Below are 19,810 nucleotides of genomic sequence, written 5' to 3'. Positions count from 1 at the left end.
GGCAAAAACCGGGTGCACAAAAAGTAATCGTACAGAATAACCCCAAGCAACGTATCCCCACGCCGCGTTGCAGCTTCGACGCTAGCGCCGCAAAGCTCAATGGCAATAGGCTTTATACGAAAAAGACTGATCTTTATCTGGAAAAACAAACCCTATGGCAATTATGGCGCAAAAGGCTCGTGTAGGTTGAGAGCGTGCTGCCTGACCAACCAAAGGTGTGCCCCCGCCCGGAAAGACGCTAAAACGTCAGCGGGCGGGGAACAGATTTTAGTCGCCGCGCAGCAAGGCTGCGACACCTGTACGGGCGATCTCGACCAGACCCAATGGACGCATAAGGTCCGCAAATGCATCGATCTTGTCCGGTGCACCGGTGATTTCGAAGATGAACGAGTTCAGAGTACTGTCGACCACATTGGCGCGGAAAATATCGGCCAGCCGCAGGGCCTCGACCCGCTTGTCGCCCTCACCCACGACCTTGATGATGGCCAGTTCGCGCTCGACCGAAGGGCCTTCGACAGTAAGGTCATGCACGTCGTGCACGGTTACAATTCGGCCCAGCTGCGCCTTGATCTGCTCAATAACCTGGGGGGTCCCGGTGGTGACGATGGTGATGCGGCTGAGGTGGCCTGTGTGATCAACTTCGGCCACGGTCAGGCTCTCGATGTTATAACCGCGCCCCGAGAACAATCCGATCACACGTGCCAGAACGCCAGGTTCGTTCTCGACCAACACCGCTATCGTGTGACGTTCCTGCACGTCCGAAAAGGTGGGTCGTAGGTTATAGGCCGAATGGCGGGTGGCACCTTTTTTGATATGTAGGGCAGACATTTATGTCCCTTTCATCATCCTTGATATATCGGGCGCGGCAAGGCGCCCGACCAAATCCGTCGAATTTTGTTAAACCAGAACCGAACCTTTGGAATCGATCACGCCCTGCGTTTCTGCTTCGCCCAGAAGCATCTCGTTATGGGCCTTGCCCGATGGGATCATTGGGAAGCAGTTTTCGTGCTTTTCAACCAGACAGTCGAAGATCACCGGACCGTCATAGTTGATCATCTCCATGATCGCGTCGTCCAGATCGGCAGGATCGGAACACAGGATGCCCTTTGCTCCGAACGCTTCGGCGAGTTTAACGAAATCAGGCAGGGCTTCGGACCAGCTGTGTGAATAGCGTTCGCCATGCAGCAGTTCCTGCCACTGACGGACCATGCCAAGGCGTTCATTGTTCAGGATGAACTGCTTCACGGGCAGACGGTATTGCGCGGCGGTGCCCATTTCCTGCATGTTCATCAGCCAAGACGCCTCACCAGCCACGTTGATGACCAATGCGTCTGGGTGTGCCATCTGCACGCCGATAGAGGCGGGGAAGCCATAACCCATTGTGCCCAGACCACCCGAGGTCATCCAGCGGTTGGGGTCTTCGAACCCAAGGTACTGGGCGGCCCACATCTGGTGCTGACCCACTTCGGTGGTGATGTAGCGATCGTGCTTTTTGGTCAGCTCTTCAAGGCGTTGCAGCGCGTATTGCGGTTTGATCGTCTTTTCGCTGTTGGAATATGCAAGGCAGTTGATCTTGCGCCATTCCGCGATCTGGTTTTGCCACTGCTTCACATTCGCAGCATCCGTCTTGCGACCGCGAGACTTCCAGATCTTCAGAATGTCTTCCAGTACATGCGCCACGTCACCGACAATGGGTATGTCCACACGGATTACCTTGTTGATCGAGGACGGATCGATGTCGATATGCGCCTTTTTCGAGTTCGGCGAAAACGCATCGATGCGGCCGGTGATGCGGTCGTCGAACCGTGCGCCGATATTGATCATCAGATCGCAGTCATGCATCGCCAAATTGGCCTCGTAGAGACCATGCATGCCCAACATTCCAAGCCAGTTCTCGCCCGACGCTGGGTAAGCGCCCAGACCCATCAGGGTCGAGGTGATCGGGAAACCAGTCGCGTCCACCAGTTCACGCAGCAACTGGCTGGCTGCAGGGCCAGAGTTGATGACACCGCCACCGGTATAAAAGACCGGTTTCTTAGCGGTTTCCATGGCGGCAACCAGTTCCGTGATCTCTTCCAGGTCGCCTTTCAAAACCGGTTGGTAATGCGACGTCGAAGGTTTGGGGCTGGTGTAGTCGCCCGAGGCAAATTGCACGTCTTTGGGGATATCGATCAACACAGGACCGGGACGGCCCGAGGTGGCGACATGGAACGCCTCGTGCATCGTTTCCGCCAGCGAATCCGTGTCTTTAACCAACCAGTTATGCTTGGTGCAGGGGCGGGTGATGCCAACAGTGTCAGCCTCTTGAAACGCGTCTGAACCGATCATGAAGGTCGGAACCTGACCCGTCAGAACAACCAACGGGATCGAATCCAACAATGCGTCGGTCAGGCCGGTGACAGCGTTGGTTGCGCCGGGGCCGGACGTGACAAGCGCAACGCCGGGTTTGCCGGTCGAACGGGCATAGCCTTCGGCGGCATGGATTGCACCTTGTTCGTGACGCACCAGAATGTGGCGAATGTCGTTTTGCAGAAAGATCTCATCATAGATCGGTAGGACGGCGCCACCGGGGTATCCGAATACCGTGTCCACGCCCTGATCCTTGAGGGCCTGAACCACCATCTTTGCGCCGGTCATCTCACGTGTCATCTGCTTTGCTCCGTTCGCGACATGTGTCTTGCGTTTTGCCAAAAAAAAGCCCCCGATTTTTCGGAGGCGCATGGGTTCGATTATGGTTTTCCGTTACCGGCCCATGCGCGTTTTTCCTACGATTACGACTAGCGCTTTCATCGCCAGAGGCTCCTTCTTTGCGTGCAGGGACATTATGGTCGGGGGGAAGGGGCGTCAACAGGCAATTGCACCAATTTTCTATCTTGGCGGCGGTTATTTGCGACATTTTATTGCGCAGATTGCCGCATGTTGGGAATTTCCGGGAAAACGATGTTCATTTCACTGGTTTTTTAGACGCATGTGAGGGTCCAAAAGCGTCAGGTCGATGTCTGAAACTGGCATGATCTGCCTATTTGACTGCGTCACGCTGACCCTGTGGCCGCGCATGAAGGAGGCGGAGAATGCTGCAAGACCTTTTGGACCTTGGACGGTATCCGATCGATCGCCCGGATTCGCCCGCGTATGTTCGATTGATCGAAGATTTGAGGCGGGAACTAGATCAAGATGGATGCGCGGTTCTGCCGGGTTTTGTCCATGAAAAGGGCATCGCTCTTTTGACTGAAGAGGCCGAAGCCGTTGCGCCCAATGCGCATCGCTCTTTCAGCCGTACGAACCCGTATTTTACCAAGGACGACCCGCGGTTTGGCATCGGTCATCCTATCCGACAGTTCTATGATCGTTCGAATGCCTTTGTTCCAGCGGATAATTTTCCGCAATCGGGGCCTTTGCGGAGTATATATGAGTTTGAACCCTTTCTGCCGTTCGTTCGTGATGCCCTGAATGAGCCTGCAGAGCGTTTTTTCCGTTATGATGACCCGCTGGCCGATGTGATCATTAACGTGGTCGAGGAAGGGCAGGGCTTTCCATGGCATTTCGATACGAACAATTACACGGTGACAGTGGCCATTCAGAACGGTGAGGAAGGGGGCGTGTTCGAGTACGCGCCAAATCTTCGCACAACGGAAGACGAAAACTTTGCTGAGGTCGCCGCAGTTTTGAACGGGGATATGACGTGCGTCCATCAGTTAGAGCTTCAGCCCGGTGATTTACAGATTTTCAAGGGGCGGTATTCGCTTCATCGGGTGGCGCCGGTGACGGGGTCGCGCCGCCGGTATGTCGGTATCTTTTCATTTGTCGAAGCCGAAGGCATGTGCGGCGGTATCGAACGGACTGAGCAACTGTATGGACGGGTTCTGCCACACCATTACGAACGCGCTGGGTTGCGCAAAGATCAATTACTGGATTGAGACACCACCACCGGTAAACTGAAGGTGCTTCCTTTTCGGAGATTCAGATGCCTGAGATTTTGCAGCTTACCCCGTTTGTGCTGTGTTCGTCCTTGCAGAACCAGATCGATTTCTATTGCAAGCGATTGGGGTTCACATGTGGGTTCAGGCAAGACAACTATGCTTTTCTGTCGCTGGGACCGGTGGCCATACGCTTATTGGAATGCCCGCCGCGCCCGGATGGCAGGCCGTTGGGCGACGACCAGTCGTTTTACATTGATGTGGACGATGTGGATGGCCTGTATGAGAGCCGGCGCGCCGGGTTAGCCGATTTGCCCAAGGGGCGTGTACGACCGCCGTTTGACCAGCCTTATTTGCAGCGTGAGTTTCACGTTCTGGATGAAGACGGGACACTGGTGTTCTTTGGTCAGGACATTAGGCCCCGAGCGTGAACACTCCCGCCCATCGTCGACACGCCAGCGGCGCGTCTTCTCTGGTTGGGCAGGGCAGCGCGTGCCGCGCTGCGGGAGTATGCAGATCAAAAGCCGACGCCAGTGCCTTGCAGAACGCCGTGTTCCAATGCATAGCGGGTCAGACCGGCTGTCGAGGAAATGCCAAGCTTGCGCTTGATGTTCTTCCGGTGGGTCTCGACCGTTCGCACTGAAATCTCCAGCTTTTGGGCAACCTCTTTGTTGGACTTGCCCTGGGCAAGTTCCAATAGGATCGTCTGTTCGCGCCCGGTGAGCGCCTCGCGCGCACTATCCTCTTTGGGTTTCAGGGATCCGCTGGCACCGGTGCACAGATATTGCTTGCCCTGCATGACAGCGTCGATGGCCTGCCTGATCTCTTCCGTAGGTACATCCTTGAGCACATAGCCTTTGGCACCGTGGCTGAGCGCGGTTGTGATGTATTCAGGACTGTCATGCATCGACAGGATCAGGATGCGCGTTTCGGGCAGACGTTCGAGGATGATTTCCGTCGCGCTGAGACCGCCCAGGCCAGGCATGTTCAGATCCATCAGGATCACATCAGGGGCCAGATCAACGGCCAGATCCACGGCCGCCTGACCGCTGCCCAGCGTGCCGACGACCTGGATATCTTCATAGCTTTCCAGAATCGACTGGATGCCCTCGGCCACCATCGGGTGGTCGTCAACGATAAGAACCCGGGTTCTGTCAGAGCTCATGTACCAGCCTTTCGGTTCGGAGTTGCGTCTTCCTGCGGTGGCAGAAGGTGGCTCAGCGGCAAGCTGGCTTCGATCACCGTCCCGCCACGCGGTCCGCGTGATGACAGAATCCGCAAGGACCCGTCAAGCTGTTCGATACGTTCCTGCATGTTACGCAGCCCGATGCCTGTGGTTGCTGTTCCGGGCTCAGTGCGCAACCCACGGCCATTGTCGGTGATCCGCATAGTTGCACCTTTCTTATGTCCGCGCAGGTCTATGGTAACATGAGTGGCCCCCGAATGGCGTTCGATATTGGTCAACGCTTCTTGCGCAATTCTATAAAGGGCGATCTTGCTGTCCTGATCCAGCCGGTTTCGGAAGACCACGGTGGAGAATTCGGTCTCGATCCCGGTACGGTCTCGGAAATCGTCGGTCAGGGCCTTCAACGCGGGACCAAGGCCCAGATCGTCCAACACGCCCGGACGCAGGTCACGGCTGATGCGCCGCACCTCGGTAATGGCGGCCCCCAGGTTGTCGATCCCTTTTTCCAGCGGAGCGAGCGCACCTTCGTCATCACCCCGAGTCAGACGCCGCCGCGCGTTGTCCAAAGCATATCGAACGCCGACAAGAATTTGGCTGATCCCGTCATGTAATTCACGTGCGACCCGGCCCCGTTCTTCTTCCTGTGCGTCAAACACACGCTGGGTCAGTTCCTTCAGCTTAGCATCGGCCAACCTGCGCTCGCGAATGTTCAGCAACATGCCCGACGCAAAAACGATGAGGACAGCGGCCAGTACAATCGCGCCGATATACATGAATGTGCTCTGCACACGGGCTTCGACTTCGGCCCGTGCGTTGGCAACGGTGGCCACGATGTCATCGATGAACACCCCGGTCCCGACGACCCAGCGCCAGTCCTGAAGGCCAACAACATAGGCGATCATCTGCGCTTCTTGCCCGGTTGAGGGCTTCTGCCACATGAAACTGTGCCATCCTGCCCCTTGGCGAGCGAGGCGAATGAACTCGTCGACGATTGGCGTGCCTTCGCTATCCGTCAGGCCTTCCCAGTTCTGGTTGATGAATTGCGTCTGGCGGGGGCTGACAAGGTTGTTGCCGTCATAGTCATACACAAAGAAGAATCCGTCCTGACCATAGATCATCGCCGACAGGATCTGCGTGACGAGGTTTTTGGCCACTTCATCATTTGGTTCAGCCCGACCATAGATATAGGCAAAACCGTTGCGCGCCTGCGTTACGTAGTTGCGCAGCTCTTCCTTCTTGGCCTCGATCAGACGGCGTTCCAGGGCCTCGATCTCGCGCTCGGCGGTGGCGCGCGCTTGATAGGCGACCAACACGGCAATTGCCGCAACAGCGACGACCAATGGTATGGCCGCAACCAACGACAATTTCTGCGCATAAGTCAGCGAAACCAGGTTTCTAAGTCTGTGCATGGTCGAATCGATACGCAAGTGGCAGCAAAAATGCAAAAAGATTGAACATTTCCGTACCCAAAGGACGTCAAAAGCCCGGATGAACTTGAACTCATCCAAGGTTTTCCCGCCAAAAATGGTCAGAAACCCGGCTTTCTACGCAGTAGTAGGTATTCCCATTCAAAACTCTGTCATTAGTCTGACGCGCACTGAATGCGACAGGTCCGGCTGTGCCGGATGATGACTATGAAGGGGAGGAACACTCATATGGATCGTCGTTCATTTCTGAAAAAATCCGCGCTGGGCGGATCGGCAGCTGCAGCAACCGCACTGGCGGCACCGGCCTACGCTCAGGGCCAGCGTACCCTGACCATGGTGACCTCGTGGGGTCGCGGTCTGGCGGGCGTGTTTGACAGCGCGCAGCGCTGTGCCGACAGCATCAACGCGATGTCGGACGGAAGCCTGAATGTTGAGATCAAGGCCGCTGGTGAGCTGGTTGGCGCGTTTGAGGTTTTTGACGCGGTGTCGTCCGGTCAGGCCGATATGTACCACGCGGCGGACTATTACTTTGTGGGTCAGCACCCGGGCTATGCCTTCTTCACTGCTGTTCCGTTCGGCATGACCGCGCAGGAACTGGTGAACTGGTATTACCACGATGGCGGCATGGAGCTGCATGACGAGCTGGGTTCGATCTTTGGCCTCAAGTCTTTCCTGGCCGGGAACACCGGCGCGCAGGCGGGTGGCTGGTACTCGAAAGAGATCAACAGCCCCGAAGATTTCCAGGGCCTGAAGTTCCGTATGCCGGGCCTGGGTGGCCAGGCGCTGGGTAAGCTGGGCGCGTCGGTTCAGAACATTCCGGGTTCGGAAGTGTATCAGGCGCTGTCTTCGGGTGCGATTGACGGAACCGAGTGGATCGGTCCCTGGGCTGACGAAAAAGCAGGCTTCCAGGAAATCACCAAGACCTACTATACTGCGGGCTTCCATGAGCCAGGCGCGGGTCTGTCGCTGGCCACAAACCGTGACGTCTTTGACGAACTGACACCTGCACAGCAGAAGATCATCGAGATCGCAGCGGCCGAAGCGCACCAGTGGAATCTGGCGCAGTTCCTGGCCAATAACGGTGCAGCCCTGCAGCGTCTGCAGTCGGGCGGCGTGAAGGTCATGGAGTTCCCGGACAGCGTTTGGGATGCATTTGGCCAGGCGTCGCAAGAGGTTCTGGACGAGAACATGGGCGACGAGCTGTTTAAGAAAATCCACGACAGCGCAATGGCGTCTATGGCGGCTTCGTCTGCTTGGATCAACCTGTCGTCGGGTGCCTACACCGCTCAGCGCGACCGCGTTCGCGGCTAAATTCGAGCCAAATGAGCAAACGGTTTCCCCGCATCAGCGGGGAAGCCTTTCCTGTTGCATATGCGCGGACCCATCACGCCGCTATAATCAGCAATGCAACTGACGAGACCCGGGGACAACATGCAGGACGACAACGGTATTTCGTTTTTCGGCGCCCTGTGGAATGGACTGATCTGGTTCATTCAGAACATTGCCGAAGCCTTCTATAATTTCGGATACGCTATCACGCATCCGCAGCTCTGGCTGAACTGGTCCGACAAAGAGGCGATCATGCGCTTTGTCTACTACGGAGGCTCGGTCGAGTTCTTCTTCGTGGTTTTCACCTTCTTTCTGGTTCTGACCGCGATCGGGCTCTACTACCGGAACTTTATGTGGGCCATCGTGCGCGGGCTGGAGGGGTTTGCAAACACCACCGGCCGTTTCTTTGCGTGGGCAGGTCTGCTGATGGTGATCCAGCAGATCGTGATTGTCTTCATGCAGCGGGTGTTTACGCGCCCTGATATGTCGTTCGGCTTGGGGATCCCGTTCCAGATGGACATCAGCTGGTTTGCGGAAGAACTGAAACTTTACAACGCCATGGTGGTTTGTCTGTGCTGTACCTACACATTTGTGCAGGGCGGGCATGTGCGCGTTGACCTGATCTACGCCGGCATCAGCCACCGCGCCAAGCGCGTGGTTGATATGTTAGGCGCGGTGTTGTTCATGATGCCCATGGCTGTGCTGACCTGGATGTATGGTTGGTACTTCATGTGGCGGCACCTGATCGTGCCGAAACCTTCGGCCAGTGACACACTGGATCGTCTGGTGGCCAAGTCCCGCGCGCTGCGCTGGAATGTGGAGACCATCGGGTTCAGCCCCAATGGCTTTAACGCATACTTCCTGTTCAAGATCCTTCTGGTTGCCTTTGCGGCCATGGTGTTCCTGCATGCCATCGCATTCCTGTACCGGTCGTATCTTGAGTATGTGGAAGGGCCGGAAAGCACCGGAAAATACCTCGACAAGGACAGCCTTGGTGAGGGTGAAGAAGCCTATGAAGGCGCGCATTAAGGACGGAGAACCAGACAATGCTATTCGGACTTGATGGCGTCGAGATAGGCCTCATTATCGTATTCTTCTGCCTCTTCGGAGGCATTCTTTCCGGGTTTCCGGTGGCTTTTGCCATCGGTGGGGCCGGGGTCATTTCTTTCGGGATCATCGCTGCGCTCGACAGTGCGGGTCTGTTGATCCACCAGGCGATAGACACGGGCTCGCAAGCCTATCGGGATATCGTGAACTCGGGGGTGAAACCCGACACGATATCCGTGTTCCGATACCCCGATTTGCCAAGGATCGCCGAACCGGTCTTTGTGCAAGGCTGGGAAACGGCGCTGGATCGCAACGTCTCCTTCATCGTGAACCGAATGAACGAACGCGTTCTGGCGGGTCAGTCCATCGAGACGCTGTTGGCCGTGCTAATGTTCGTTCTAATGGGTATTACGCTGGAACGCTCAAAGATTGCCAACGACCTGTTGACCACGATGGCGCGTGTCTTTGGCCCGCTGCCGGGCGGTCTGGCCGTATCGATCGTGGTTGTGGGTGCTTTCCTTGCCGCGTCGACCGGGATTGTGGGCGCGACGGTTGTGACCATGGGCCTGTTGGCACTGCCGACCATGCTGCGAAACAACTATGCTCCCGAACTGGCAACCGGTGTCATCGCTGCATCGGGTACCTTGGGGCAGATCATCCCGCCGTCGATTGTGATCGTTCTGCTGGGCACTCTGGCTGGGGATCTGTATTCGACAGCACAGGAAACGCGCGCCATTGAGGCAGGTTGTACCGATGCTTTGACCTTCCTGGGCGAGCCCGCTGTTGTTTCGGTTGGGACGCTCTTCCAAGCGGCCTTGTTGCCGGGGATCATGCTGGCCTTGCTCTATGCGCTTTATGCCTTTGGCTATGCGTTACTGAACCCGCACAAAGCACCGGCAGTGGAAATTTCAGGCGGGTCAGGCGAGACAATCACCCGGTCCGAGGGACTGACCTGGCTGCTGGGCGCTCCGGTTGCTCTGATTGTCGGGGCAGTTCTTCTGGGCAATGTCGGCGTGATTGGAAGTCAGAACATTGCGGTCTCAGCCTTCTCGGACGTTGGACAGAGTGCCTCGCTGCGCACGAACGTGTCAGAAGAATGCAAAGCCTCGATGATCGAGCTGCACGGTCAGTCAGCCTGGGATCAGGCTGTTGTCGAGCAGGAAGCAATCGATGCCGCAGGAGGTGTTGCGAATGCTCAACGCCTGAGTGAAGAGGAACTGGCGGTCGCACAGCAAGAGAAGATTGCCGCGGCAGCCCCGATTGGAACGGGCGTGGCAGTGACCATTGTTCTTTTGGGGCTGACACTGGTTCTGGGCCGCGGGATCGCGCCTTCGCGTTCACCGCAGCCGCTGATCCTGGGGGCAATTGGCCTGTTGCTTATGGCTTTGGTCGATATCCTTTTGATTTCGCCGACAACCTCTTCGGGGGCCACTTTCCTTCTGCTGGCTTTGCCATTTGCACTCGCCATCTACGGCTGCAAGGAAGCTGCCGCACGATGCGCCACCAACGATCTGATCCGCGTTGTGTTTCCTCCGTTGGTTCTGATCATCGCGGTGCTGGGGTCGATCTTGGGGGGCGTGACCAACCCGACACCGGCAGCTGCGCTGGGCGCGGGCGGTGCTATCATGCTGGCGGCGTATCGCAAACTTCAAGATCAGGGCCGGTCGGGCAAGGTGATCATCTGGGCAACCTTTGCCGTGATCATTGCCTTGTTGATGGGGGTTAACTTTGATCTGCGCATTTCGCAGGGTAGTGTTTCATTTGAAACTTGGGTTGCGTTTATCGTCGCTTACGGCGCTTACCTTTTTGCCCTGTTCGGCTTGATTTACGGCTGTTGGGTGCTGTTCTCGAGCGGTGTTCTGACGCCTGTTGTTCGCGAGACAGCCAAAGTGACCTCGATGGTCTTTACCATTCTGATCGGGTCACAGTTGCTGAACCTTGTGGTGATCTCGTTTGGAGGTGAGCACTATATTCAACAGTTCCTGAAGAGCTTTGACAACGAGTTCACGGTCTTCCTGATCGTGATGCTGGTGCTGTTCATTCTGGGCTTTGTGCTGGACTTCCTTGAAATCATATACATCGTGATCCCCATCGTGGGGCCGGTGATTTATGGTGGATCTTTCGATCCGAAATGGGTGACGATCATGGTGGCTGTGAACTTGCAGACCTCGTTCCTGACGCCGCCCTTCGGGTTCGCCTTGTTCTACCTGAGAGGGGTTGCCCCAAAAGAGGTCACGACGGGTCATATCTATCGCGGGATCATACCGTTTGTGTTGATCCAGGTGGTCGGCATTGCGATCTTGTGGTTCTTCCCCTCGATCGTCACGATCGTCCCGGACCTGATCCCGAATTGATCCCGGTTAGCAAAATGCAAAGGGGGCCTAATGGCCCCCTTTTCTTGTTTGTACCGGAGAAGGGGCCAGCCCCTTCTTGGCCTGCGGCCAATTCATCCCCGAGGTATTTTTGGCCAGATGAAGCTGCGAATCAGCTGAACTGGATCAGGTCCCACCGATTGCCGAAGGGATCGCGCCAGACGGCAACCTGGCCATAGGGTTCGGAACGTGGGGCCTCTTCGAATGTGACACCTTGTGCCAGCATGTCAGCATGATTGCGGTCGAAATCATCGGTTTGCAGGAAGAAACCCACACGACCGCCGGTTTGGTTGCCAATAGCGGCTTTTTGGTCGGGGCCGTCGGCTTTTGCCAGAAGAAGGGCGCTGCCTGTCGATCCGGGCGGGGCGACCAGTACCCAGCGTTTGCCGTCGCCGAGCGCGAGGTCTTGCAGGAGCTGGAACTTGAGCGTTTTGGTGTAGAATGAGATCGCGGTATCATAGTCGGGCACCACAAGGGCAACCGCATGCAGGGACTGCTTCATTATTTGGTCAGCTTTTGGTCGGGTGGCGGTCAGGCAGCTGAATATTCGCCACTTGTTCGGCTATGGGCGCAGATGACAACGGGTGATGCGATGCATCGGAATAGGCGCCTGGGTCTTTGATCTTTCGCCATTGCCCCTGAATATAGGCTTCAAGCCCTGTGAACTTGGCCTTGTAGCCCATTTTGGGACTGCCGGGGACCCAGTAGCCCAAATAGATAAAGGGAAGCCCGGCTTCTCGCGCGATTTCGATATGATCCAGGATCATGTAGGTGCCCAGAGAGTTCTGAGGTTGGTTGGGATCGTAGAAGGAATAGACCATACTCAGCCCGTCATCGAGCACATCGGTCAGGCTAACGGCGATGAGGTTGCCGGTTTCCGGGTCGGCATACTCCACAACGCGGCTGCGGATCGGGGTTTCTTCAATCATTGCGGCAAACTCGAACACATCCATGTCGGCCATGCCCCCGTCGGCGTGCCGTGTGTCAAGATAACGGCGGAACAACTCGTATTGTTCGTCCGTGGCCCAGGGTGATGTTGCGCGGCGTTCCAGATAGCCGTTGCGCTTGGCTGCGCGTTTCTGGCTTTTGGTGGCGCGAAAGGCCGACACATCGATCCGAGCGGACAGACAGGCCGCGCAATCGGTGCACGACGGGCGATAGAGCACATTCTGCGACCGACGAAACCCCTGTTGAGACAGGGAATTGTTCAACTGTTCCGCGCCTTCACCTTGAAGGGCTGTGAACAGTTTACGCTCCATCCTGCCGTCGAGATAAGGGCAGGGTTGTGGAGCGGTCACATAGAATTGTGGCGCAATTGGCAGCGTGTGTCGCATGAAGTTCCCATCTAGCCTCGGGACAGATGATAACAACCGTTCCCGAGACCGCCAAGTGATTCACGCAACTGGTTTTCACGCCCTTTGATTGATCATCACAGTCCCCAGGAAACTGTCGGTCAGGCCCTGACCGCGGGCGCTGGTCAGCATCATGATGACCGAAATGATTTGGATCACGAAAAACGCCATGCTGACGAAATAACCGGCAGTATGGGCGATGGCTTTGCCCATATCCATCCGCTCGCCGAATGCGTCACGCAGTTCGATGCCCATGAAGCGCATACCCAGCGTGGCTGAGCCGTTCGAGATGGTGATGACCCGATACGCAAAGCTGATCACAGCGTAAATCAGCGGAAGGAAAAACAGCCCCGCACCGAAGGTCAGGAAGACGGGCACGATGCACAGCAGCGAGATGAAGGCGATATCGAACAGCCACGCGACAAAGCGCTTGGTCGCAACCGAGCTGTAGAATTCTGGTTGAGTATCCGGGTTGGGCAGGTGGTTCATTCGTCACGTCCGAAAGATAGGGTTGGTGCACCCTGACCCGAATAACCGGGGCAGGGCAAGGGCTATCAGGCAGGTGCGCCTGTGCCGTTTTCTTCGTGGTTTTCGCGGGCGCGTTCGTCCATGAACTGGTCGAATTCAGCCTTGTCTTTGGCTTCGCGAAGACGGCGCAGGAAAGCTTCAAAATCCTGCTGTTCGCGCTCCAGGCGGGCCAGAGTGTCAGCCTTGTAGGCGTCAAAAGCGCTGTTACCCGAAGGCTTCATTGCGCTCATGTGGCTGTGCCAGGATTTGCGGCGGCTGCAGGACTTGCTGAACATGCGTTTGCTCCAGATCATGTAGGCCAGAAGGGCAAGGCCAACAGGCCAGAAGAAGATGAAACCAAGGACCATGGCGGCGATCCAGGCCCCTTTGCCTTTGTCATCCAGCCAGGCCTCAATTCGGTAAAGCCATCCCGGATTGGCGGGGACGGCGGGGTCGGACAGTGCAGTCATGAAAGCTCTCCAGGGTTGATGTAAACTGTTTTCACATTGTCTAGATGGGGGCGCCTTCGGGTGATACAAGGGGTAATGTGAAAAAGATTTACATTCCACTATACAGTTGATGGTGAATGTCTCTGACGGCAGGGTGCGGCCATGAATATGACTGAAAACAAAACGGCTCCTTCGCTGAATGACATTCTTGACCTGGAAAAGCAGGTCTGGACCGCGCTGGTTGAAGGAAATGCAAGCGCAGACCGCGCTTTGCTGAGTGCGGATTTTCTGGGAGTTTACCCAACCGGGTTTGCCAACCGAGCCGATCACGTCGGTCAGTTTGCGGATGCGCCGACGATGGCAGAGTTTGATCTCAGTGATGCGCGGTTGCGTGTGCTGACACCTGACATTGTATTGTTGTCCTGTCGGGCCGATTACCAGAGACCGAGTGCAACCGGAGGCGACGCAATGCTGATTTCCTCGCTCTGGGAAAGGCGCAACGACGCTTGGGTCAACAGTTTCAGTCAGGATACACCCGTTCAGGATATCTGATCAGAATACCCCATTGACGATGGCGCATGACGATGCGCAGGGTGCGCGCATGACTGACGCTCTTTCCATTACCCGGCTTCCGCGTGCTTTTGATCCGTCTCTGGGGGATGAAGCGCGGGCCCTGATGCCAGATTTGCCGCAGGAAATGGGTGAGCTCGTGGCGGGCACTGCCGGGTCCAGCCCTTATCTGAAAGGTCTGATCGAGCGTGAGAAAGGCTGGTTGCCTGAGGCATTGGAGCAGCCGGATCAGGCCCTAGCGAACGTTATGACTGCAGCGCGTGATCTGCCGCCCGATCAGTTGAAACCCGGCTTGCGTCAGGCCAAGCGACGTTTGGCGCTGCTTACCGCCTTGGCTGATATTGCAGGTGCGTGGCCGCTGGAAAAGGTCACGGCGGCCCTGACGGATTTCGGAGCACTGGCCGCGGATGTTGCGGCCAAGGCCGAGATCGCTGCGTTGATCCGGCGCAAGAAACTGCCCGGAATGACTGAAGATGATGTCGAAAACGCAGCTGGGCTGGTCATTCTTGCGATGGGCAAGATGGGCGCGCATGAGCTGAATTACAGCTCGGACGTTGATCTGATTGTTCTGTTTGACGAGACGCGTTTTGACCCCGACGATTTCTACGAGGCCCGTCAGGGCATGGTCCGGGCAACGCGGAATTTCTGCGCGACGCTCAGTGACAAGACAGCAGACGGGTATGTGTTTCGGACCGATCTGAGGCTGCGCCCAGATCCCGCCGTGACCCCGGTTTGCATGGCGATGGAGGCGGCTGAACGATATTATGAAAGCCTTGGTCGTACCTGGGAACGGGCCGCCTATATCAAGGCGCGGCCCTGTTCCGGGGATTTGGGGGCGGGTCAAAGGTTCCTGGACAGCCTGCGCCCCTTTGTCTGGCGCCGCCATCTGGACTTTGCGGCCATTCAGGACGCCCATGATATGCGTCTGCGTATCCGCGAAAACAAAGGAACTGGTGGGTCTTTGTCCATCCCCGGCCACGACATGAAGCTGGGTCAGGGCGGCATCCGAGAGATTGAGTTTTTTACGCAAACCCGCCAACTGATCGCTGGTGGGCGTGATGCGGACCTGCGCGTGCGAGGGACTGTTCCGGGGCTGTCGGCGCTGGCGTCAAAAGGCTGGGTGCCAGAGGACGTGGCTGAGAAACTGACCGATCACTACCGGGCGCATCGCGAGGTCGAGCATCGTATTCAGATGATCCACGACGCGCAGACCCACAAGGTGCCAAATTCACCCGATGGGATCGAACGCGTTGCCTGTCTTATGGGGATCAGCAATGCAGAGTTGACACAAGACCTCATGCGCCGCCTGACCGAAGTGCATGAGCTGACCGAGGGGTTCTTTGCGCCGGGTCAATCACCGGCCTCTACGCCGGTGCAGAACGTCGAGTTTGACAAGAATATACTGGCGCGCTGGACGACATACCCGGCGCTGCGAAGCCAGCGGGGCGCGCGGATTTTCGAACGCCTGCGGCCCGAATTGCTTTCGCGCCTCGCCAAGACAGCCAAACCGGACGAGGCGCTTATGGCTTTAGACGGGTTTCTGGCCGGTCTTCCCGCCGGGGTGCAGTTGTTTTCCTTGTTCGAAGCAAACCCGCACCTGATCGATCTTTTGGTCGATATTGTTGGCACATCTCATGCGCTTGCTTCGCACCTGTCACGTAATGCGTCTGTGTTTGACGCGGTGATCGGCGGCAGTTTCTTTACCGATTGGCCGGGGCAAGAGGCGCTGCAGGGCGAACTGGCACAAGCCCTTTCGGAAGAAACGGATTATGAAACCCAACTCGATCTGGCGCGGCGCTGGTGCAAGGAATGGCATTTTCGCATTGGGGTGCATCATCTGCGCGGCCTTATTCACGGGGCGCAGGCCGGTCAGCAATATGCAGAGCTTGCTCAGTCGGTGATTGCAGCCGTACTTCCCTATGTCACCGAGAACTTTGCCCGCAAACATGGTCCCGCGCCCGGTCGTGGAGCCGCCATTTTGGGTATGGGTTCGCTTGGCGCGGGGCGTATTAATTCGCAGTCCGATCTGGACATGATCGTGATCTATGATCCGCAGGACGAAGAGATGTCAGACGGTCCGCGCCCATTGGCCACGCGCACCTATTACGCGCGCTTTACTCAGGCGCTGATCACTGCACTTTCGGCACCCATGTCACAAGGGCGCTTGTATGAGGTCGATATGCGGTTGCGCCCTTCAGGTAACCAGGGGCCGGTGGCAACAAGCTGGGCCAGCTTTACCAACTATCAGCAAAACGAAGCCTGGGTTTGGGAGCATTTGGCCCTGACCCGCGCGCATGTCGTCGCGGGTGACGCTGGGCTTGCCGAAGATATTGAATCCTTCCGGGCCGAATTCCTGTCGCGGCCAAGGGAACAGAGTAATGTGCTTCGCGAAGTCGCCGAAATGCGCGCGCGCCTTGCTGCCGCCAAGGCACCTGCGGGCATCTGGGATGCCAAGAACGGACCGGGGCGTCTGATGGACATCGAACTGATGGCCGAAACCGGCGCTTTGCTGGCAGGCTCGGCGCAGCGCGATGTATCATCGGGTCTGGATGGGGCCGTCGCAGCCGGATTGCTGAATGTCGCGCAGGCGCAATCGCTGAAAGACTGCTATGATTTATGCTGGTCCGTGCAATGTGCCGCCCGACTGCTGTCGGGCAAGGTCATCGAGGCCGACAAAATCGGCGAGGGCGGCGCGGCGTTTTTGTGCCGCGCGACCGGGTTCGAACATGTCGAGGCCCTACAGGCAGCATTGCAGGAAAGTTACACGACCGCAGCCGATCTGATCGGAGGCGTGATCAACGAGGGCGAAGATGGCGCGCAGCACTGATCCCAACGACCACAAGGGTCTGATCCGCGAAGCTTACCGCATTGAGGGCATTACCTTGCCCGAATGTCGCAGCATCTTTCTGGACTGGGCGCTCAGCCTGCCTGCCGATCGCGATCAGAATACAGCGCTGGCGGAATTGCACGCAGGCTACATGGGCCAAAACCCCGATCATCCCATGACACAGGTCCTGAGCGAGGGTCTTCAGGCGGCAAAGACCCCCAAGCGCCGAGGCGGATGGCGGTCTCGTAACCGCTAGGGCTTTTCCATCGGAGCGTTCATGACTATGAGGGCGCCATGACCCAATCTGCCGACCGCCCCCGTATCCGTCTGAAACCCAAAGCCAATGCGCGCGGCCTGCGTCATGGCTTCCCCTGGGTCTATGCCAACGACATCGTAACCGACCGCCGTACCCGTAAAATCCCTGCCGGTGCACTGGCCGTGCTTGAGGATGAAAAACGCGCGCCCGTCGCGCTGGTGGCGGTCAACCCCGAGTCCAAGATCATGTGCCGGGTGCTGGACCGTGATATTGACGCGCAGCTTGATGCCGCTTGGTTCGAAACCCGCCTGCGGCGCGCCCTCGAGATGCGCGAACGCCTGTTTGACGCCCCGTACTACCGCCTGCTCCATGCCGAGGCGGATGGCTTTCCCGGCGTGATCATCGACCGCTTTGGTGACGCCTGCGTCATCCAGCCGAACGCGGCCTGGGCCGAGGCGAATCTCGACCTGCTGACCGATGCTTTGGTCAAGGTGACTGGCGTGATCACGGTGCTGAAAAACGCCTCAGGCCGCACACGTGGGCTGGAGGGGCTGGACGACGTCAACCAAACCCTGCGCGGCACCACACCCGATGCACCGCTGCCGGTGCCGATGAATGGTGCGACCTACATGGCCGATCTGACCGGCGGGCAGAAAACCGGCCTGTTCTATGACCAGCGTCCCAATCATGCCTTTGCCGCGCGGCTGGTACATTCGGGAGCGCACGTGTTGGACGTCTTCAGCCATGTGGGCGGCTTTGGTCTCGCCATGCTGGCAGGCGGTGCAGGGTTGGCGCTGTCTGTTGATGGCTCTGCCGCCGCACTGGAGTTGGCGGCAAAGGGCGCTGAGGCATCAGGCCTTGCTGACAAGTTCAAAACCCGGCAAGGCGACGCGTTCGACGTGTTGACCCAATTGGGGGAAGAAGGCGCGCAGTTCGACGTCGTGATCTGCGACCCACCCGCTTTTGCACCGTCGAAACAAGCACTTGATGCCGGTCTTCGCGCCTATGAACGGATCGCTCGACTGGCCGCACCTCTGGTCAAACCCGGCGGTTATCTGGGGCTGTGCTCATGTTCGCACGCTGCGGATCTGGGGCGGTTCCGCGATGCCTCATCCCGCGGGATTGGTCGGGCCGGACGGCAGGCGCAATTGATACACACCGGATTTGCGGGTCCAGATCACCCGCAACTGCCGCAACTGGCGGAAAGCGGTTACCTCAAAGCAGTGTTCTATCGCTTATGAAAGCCGTTCTCGACACCTGCGTGATCTACCCCACGGTGATGCGCGAGATGCTGTTGGGGGCTGCGCGTCTGGGTCATTTCACTCCGATCTGGTCTGCACGCATCCTCGAGGAATGGGCCCGCGCCGCCCGCAAACTTGGCCCAACGGGTGAGGCACAAGCCCGTGCCGAAATCTCACTGACACAAGCCAATTGGCCGGATGCCGAGCGCGCGCCGAACGAAGGGTTGCAAAACCGCCTTTGGCTGCCGGATGCCGCAGATATCCACGTGCTGGCGACTGCAGTTGCGGCTTCCGCCGATGTAATCGTGACGGTGAACGCCAAGGATTTTCCCAAGAATATCCTGGCCGAAGAAGGCCTTGAGCGCCGTGACCCAGACAGCCTGCTTCACGGTTTCTGGCAAGCAGACGCAATCGGGATGAACGCACTCGCGGCTCAAGTCCTTGCCGAGGCTAACCGTCTTTCAGGTGATCAATGGACCTTGCGCACATTGATGAAAAAAGCCCGCCTTCCACGTTTGGGTAAAGCCCTTACCACGTAAAAGCGATCCTGCTTCATCTGGCTAAAAATACCTCGGAGAGCGCGAGAGGCTGGCCTCTCGCTGCGCGCCCTCAGCCACGCGCCCAACGCTGTTCAAGTTTTTCAAGGGCTGCAATCCGCTCATCCGTCTTGGGATGGCTCATCAACCACGCAGGAACGACCCCGGCGCGCTGCTGCGTCAGGTCCTCCAGCTTGTGAAACAGCGATTTTTGCGGTCCAATTCCGATACCGGCCTTGGTCAGCAAAGCAGCCGCATATTCATCGGCTTCATATTCATCTCCACGTGACAGACGTGAGGCCAATAGGGCGGTCAAAGCATTGGCAATCATCGCGCCGATGAACGGGATGAACCGGTTCAGTACCAATATCAACGCCGTCCGCATTGCGTTCTGACCGGAAAAATCAATCATCCGCCGCCGCGCATGTCCCAAGGCGACATGCCCCAGCTCATGTGCGATAACACTGGCCATTTCCTCGGCCGAGACCTCGCCATTGCGGAACTTCCGATAAAACCCGCGCGTAATGAAAATCCGACCGTCTGGGGCTGCAAGACCGTTCACCGGGTCGATCTCGTAGATAAAAACGGGCACCCGATCGATACCCAAAGCGGCCGCCAGACGGTCCGTCATACGTTTCAATGCAGGGTCAGCCAGTTCCGTCGATTTCGCATCCAGTTCCCGATGGGTACGCCAGACGGAAATCCGGTACATCACAAGACCATAGGCAATGGCCAGCAGGATCGGGGTGAAACGCAACATGGCTTAGATATGGGGCCGCAACGGCGTCAGGGCA

19 protein-coding genes are annotated in these 19,810 nt (G+C 57.5%); 10 read left to right on the top strand and 9 right to left on the bottom strand.

What is annotated here, in order from left to right; all coding sequences use genetic code 11:
• Positions 1-267: 267 nt before the first annotated feature.
• Together ilvN and GS632_RS06505 are read right to left on the bottom strand one after the other, a co-directional pair.
• Positions 268-828, bottom strand: a complete 561-nt coding sequence (gene ilvN / locus GS632_RS06510; protein ID WP_171179724.1) for an acetolactate synthase small subunit — start codon at positions 826-828, stop codon at positions 268-270.
• Between the two features lie 69 nt (positions 829-897).
• Positions 898-2,649 (bottom strand): acetolactate synthase 3 large subunit, encoded by a 1,752-nt coding sequence (locus GS632_RS06505; protein WP_171237753.1) that lies wholly within the window; start codon positions 2,647-2,649, stop codon positions 898-900.
• Positions 2,650-3,071: 422 nt separating this feature from the next.
• On the opposite strand from GS632_RS06505, the gene GS632_RS06500 reads away from it, so the two are divergent.
• Positions 3,072-3,917 (top strand): hypothetical protein, encoded by an 846-nt coding sequence (locus GS632_RS06500; protein WP_171234469.1) that lies wholly within the window; start codon positions 3,072-3,074, stop codon positions 3,915-3,917.
• Between the two features lie 47 nt (positions 3,918-3,964).
• Positions 3,965-4,348: a VOC family protein gene (locus GS632_RS06495; RefSeq protein ID WP_171234468.1), complete on the top strand. Its 384-nt coding sequence runs from the start codon at positions 3,965-3,967 to the stop codon at positions 4,346-4,348.
• An 86-nt stretch (positions 4,349-4,434) separates the two neighbouring features.
• On the opposite strand, the gene GS632_RS06490 is transcribed toward GS632_RS06495, so the two are convergent.
• Both GS632_RS06490 and GS632_RS06485 read right to left on the bottom strand, forming a co-directional pair.
• Positions 4,435-5,082: a response regulator transcription factor gene (locus GS632_RS06490; protein ID WP_171179732.1), complete on the bottom strand. Its 648-nt coding sequence runs from the start codon at positions 5,080-5,082 to the stop codon at positions 4,435-4,437.
• Positions 5,079-6,512: a cache domain-containing protein gene (locus GS632_RS06485; RefSeq protein WP_171237751.1), complete on the bottom strand. Its 1,434-nt coding sequence runs from the start codon at positions 6,510-6,512 to the stop codon at positions 5,079-5,081. The genes GS632_RS06490 and GS632_RS06485 overlap by 4 nt, the downstream gene beginning before the upstream one ends.
• A 246-nt stretch (positions 6,513-6,758) precedes the next feature.
• Here GS632_RS06485 and GS632_RS06480 point away from each other — a divergent pair, with 246 nt between their 5' ends.
• From GS632_RS06480 to GS632_RS06470, 3 genes are all read left to right on the top strand, one after another.
• Positions 6,759-7,841 (top strand): TRAP transporter substrate-binding protein, encoded by a 1,083-nt coding sequence (locus tag GS632_RS06480; protein ID WP_171179737.1) that lies wholly within the window; start codon positions 6,759-6,761, stop codon positions 7,839-7,841.
• A gap of 120 nt (positions 7,842-7,961) precedes the next feature.
• Entirely contained in the window at positions 7,962-8,888 is a 927-nt protein-coding gene (locus GS632_RS06475) for a TRAP transporter small permease subunit (protein WP_171179739.1), read from the top strand.
• Positions 8,889-8,905: 17 nt separating this feature from the next.
• Entirely contained in the window at positions 8,906-11,260 is a 2,355-nt protein-coding gene (locus GS632_RS06470; protein ID WP_171237750.1) for a TRAP transporter large permease subunit, read from the top strand.
• A gap of 130 nt (positions 11,261-11,390) precedes the next feature.
• Here GS632_RS06470 and GS632_RS06465 read toward each other — a convergent pair whose 3' ends face one another.
• From GS632_RS06465 to GS632_RS06450, 4 genes are all read right to left on the bottom strand, one after another.
• Positions 11,391-11,780: a VOC family protein gene (locus tag GS632_RS06465; protein WP_171237749.1), complete on the bottom strand. Its 390-nt coding sequence runs from the start codon at positions 11,778-11,780 to the stop codon at positions 11,391-11,393.
• A gap of 7 nt (positions 11,781-11,787) precedes the next feature.
• Positions 11,788-12,612, bottom strand: coding sequence for an arginyltransferase (locus GS632_RS06460; protein ID WP_171237748.1), 825 nt, complete (start codon positions 12,610-12,612; stop codon positions 11,788-11,790).
• Positions 12,613-12,687: 75 nt separating this feature from the next.
• Positions 12,688-13,119, bottom strand: coding sequence for an RDD family protein (locus tag GS632_RS06455; protein ID WP_171234463.1), 432 nt, complete (start codon positions 13,117-13,119; stop codon positions 12,688-12,690).
• A 65-nt stretch (positions 13,120-13,184) separates the two neighbouring features.
• Positions 13,185-13,607 carry a DUF2852 domain-containing protein gene (locus tag GS632_RS06450; RefSeq protein WP_171179748.1) on the bottom strand — a complete coding sequence of 141 codons (423 nt, stop codon included), beginning with the start codon at positions 13,605-13,607 and terminating at the stop codon, positions 13,185-13,187.
• Between the two features lie 141 nt (positions 13,608-13,748).
• Between GS632_RS06450 and GS632_RS06445 the strand changes: the two genes are divergently transcribed.
• From GS632_RS06445 to GS632_RS06425, 5 genes are read left to right on the top strand one after another with little or no spacing between them, the layout of a single operon-like run.
• Positions 13,749-14,138, top strand: a complete 390-nt coding sequence (locus GS632_RS06445; protein WP_171237747.1) for a nuclear transport factor 2 family protein — start codon at positions 13,749-13,751, stop codon at positions 14,136-14,138.
• 49 nt (positions 14,139-14,187) lie between these two features.
• Positions 14,188-16,983, top strand: coding sequence for a glutamine-synthetase adenylyltransferase (locus GS632_RS06440; RefSeq protein ID WP_171237746.1), 2,796 nt, complete (start codon positions 14,188-14,190; stop codon positions 16,981-16,983).
• Positions 16,967-17,239 carry a hypothetical protein gene (locus tag GS632_RS06435; RefSeq protein WP_171237745.1) on the top strand — a complete coding sequence of 91 codons (273 nt, stop codon included), beginning with the start codon at positions 16,967-16,969 and terminating at the stop codon, positions 17,237-17,239. The genes GS632_RS06440 and GS632_RS06435 overlap by 17 nt, the downstream gene beginning before the upstream one ends.
• A 38-nt stretch (positions 17,240-17,277) precedes the next feature.
• The gene (locus GS632_RS06430) at positions 17,278-18,480 is read left to right on the top strand and encodes an RSP_2647 family RNA methyltransferase (protein WP_171237744.1); all 1,203 of its coding nucleotides are present in this window, start codon (positions 17,278-17,280) and stop codon (positions 18,478-18,480) included.
• Positions 18,477-19,019 (top strand): RSP_2648 family PIN domain-containing protein, encoded by a 543-nt coding sequence (locus GS632_RS06425; protein WP_171179758.1) that lies wholly within the window; start codon positions 18,477-18,479, stop codon positions 19,017-19,019. Before GS632_RS06430 ends, GS632_RS06425 begins: the two co-directional genes overlap by 4 nt.
• A 70-nt stretch (positions 19,020-19,089) precedes the next feature.
• Here the strand turns inward: GS632_RS06425 and GS632_RS06420 are convergent, their stop codons facing one another.
• The gene (locus GS632_RS06420) at positions 19,090-19,776 is read right to left on the bottom strand and encodes a M48 family metallopeptidase (protein WP_171179760.1); all 687 of its coding nucleotides are present in this window, start codon (positions 19,774-19,776) and stop codon (positions 19,090-19,092) included.
• Between the last annotated feature and the right edge of the window lie 34 nt (positions 19,777-19,810).

Origin of the sequence: Ruegeria sp. HKCCD7296 (assembly GCF_013110775.1) — a bacterium.
GTDB lineage: Bacteria > Pseudomonadota > Alphaproteobacteria > Rhodobacterales > Rhodobacteraceae > Ruegeria.
Note: the sequence above shows the minus strand (reverse complement) of the source record. Positions and strands in the feature narration are given on the sequence as shown.

What these genes read in the sequence shown, in the direction of transcription:
- ilvN (WP_171179724.1), bottom strand. Translation starts at nt 828, where the DNA reads ATGTCTGCCCTACATATCAAAAAAGGTGCCACCCGCCATTCGGCCTAT.
- GS632_RS06505 (WP_171237753.1), bottom strand. Translation starts at nt 2,649, where the DNA reads ATGACACGTGAGATGACCGGCGCAAAGATGGTGGTTCAGGCCCTCAAG.
- GS632_RS06500 (WP_171234469.1), top strand. Translation starts at nt 3,072, where the DNA reads ATGCTGCAAGACCTTTTGGACCTTGGACGGTATCCGATCGATCGCCCG.
- GS632_RS06495 (WP_171234468.1), top strand. Translation starts at nt 3,965, where the DNA reads ATGCCTGAGATTTTGCAGCTTACCCCGTTTGTGCTGTGTTCGTCCTTG.
- GS632_RS06490 (WP_171179732.1), bottom strand. Translation starts at nt 5,082, where the DNA reads ATGAGCTCTGACAGAACCCGGGTTCTTATCGTTGACGACCACCCGATG.
- GS632_RS06485 (WP_171237751.1), bottom strand. Translation starts at nt 6,512, where the DNA reads ATGCACAGACTTAGAAACCTGGTTTCGCTGACTTATGCGCAGAAATTG.
- GS632_RS06480 (WP_171179737.1), top strand. Translation starts at nt 6,759, where the DNA reads ATGGATCGTCGTTCATTTCTGAAAAAATCCGCGCTGGGCGGATCGGCA.
- GS632_RS06475 (WP_171179739.1), top strand. Translation starts at nt 7,962, where the DNA reads ATGCAGGACGACAACGGTATTTCGTTTTTCGGCGCCCTGTGGAATGGA.
- GS632_RS06470 (WP_171237750.1), top strand. Translation starts at nt 8,906, where the DNA reads ATGCTATTCGGACTTGATGGCGTCGAGATAGGCCTCATTATCGTATTC.
- GS632_RS06465 (WP_171237749.1), bottom strand. Translation starts at nt 11,780, where the DNA reads ATGAAGCAGTCCCTGCATGCGGTTGCCCTTGTGGTGCCCGACTATGAT.
- GS632_RS06460 (WP_171237748.1), bottom strand. Translation starts at nt 12,612, where the DNA reads ATGCGACACACGCTGCCAATTGCGCCACAATTCTATGTGACCGCTCCA.
- GS632_RS06455 (WP_171234463.1), bottom strand. Translation starts at nt 13,119, where the DNA reads ATGAACCACCTGCCCAACCCGGATACTCAACCAGAATTCTACAGCTCG.
- GS632_RS06450 (WP_171179748.1), bottom strand. Translation starts at nt 13,607, where the DNA reads ATGACTGCACTGTCCGACCCCGCCGTCCCCGCCAATCCGGGATGGCTT.
- GS632_RS06445 (WP_171237747.1), top strand. Translation starts at nt 13,749, where the DNA reads ATGAATATGACTGAAAACAAAACGGCTCCTTCGCTGAATGACATTCTT.
- GS632_RS06440 (WP_171237746.1), top strand. Translation starts at nt 14,188, where the DNA reads ATGACTGACGCTCTTTCCATTACCCGGCTTCCGCGTGCTTTTGATCCG.
- GS632_RS06435 (WP_171237745.1), top strand. Translation starts at nt 16,967, where the DNA reads ATGGCGCGCAGCACTGATCCCAACGACCACAAGGGTCTGATCCGCGAA.
- GS632_RS06430 (WP_171237744.1), top strand. Translation starts at nt 17,278, where the DNA reads ATGACCCAATCTGCCGACCGCCCCCGTATCCGTCTGAAACCCAAAGCC.
- GS632_RS06425 (WP_171179758.1), top strand. Translation starts at nt 18,477, where the DNA reads ATGAAAGCCGTTCTCGACACCTGCGTGATCTACCCCACGGTGATGCGC.
- GS632_RS06420 (WP_171179760.1), bottom strand. Translation starts at nt 19,776, where the DNA reads ATGTTGCGTTTCACCCCGATCCTGCTGGCCATTGCCTATGGTCTTGTG.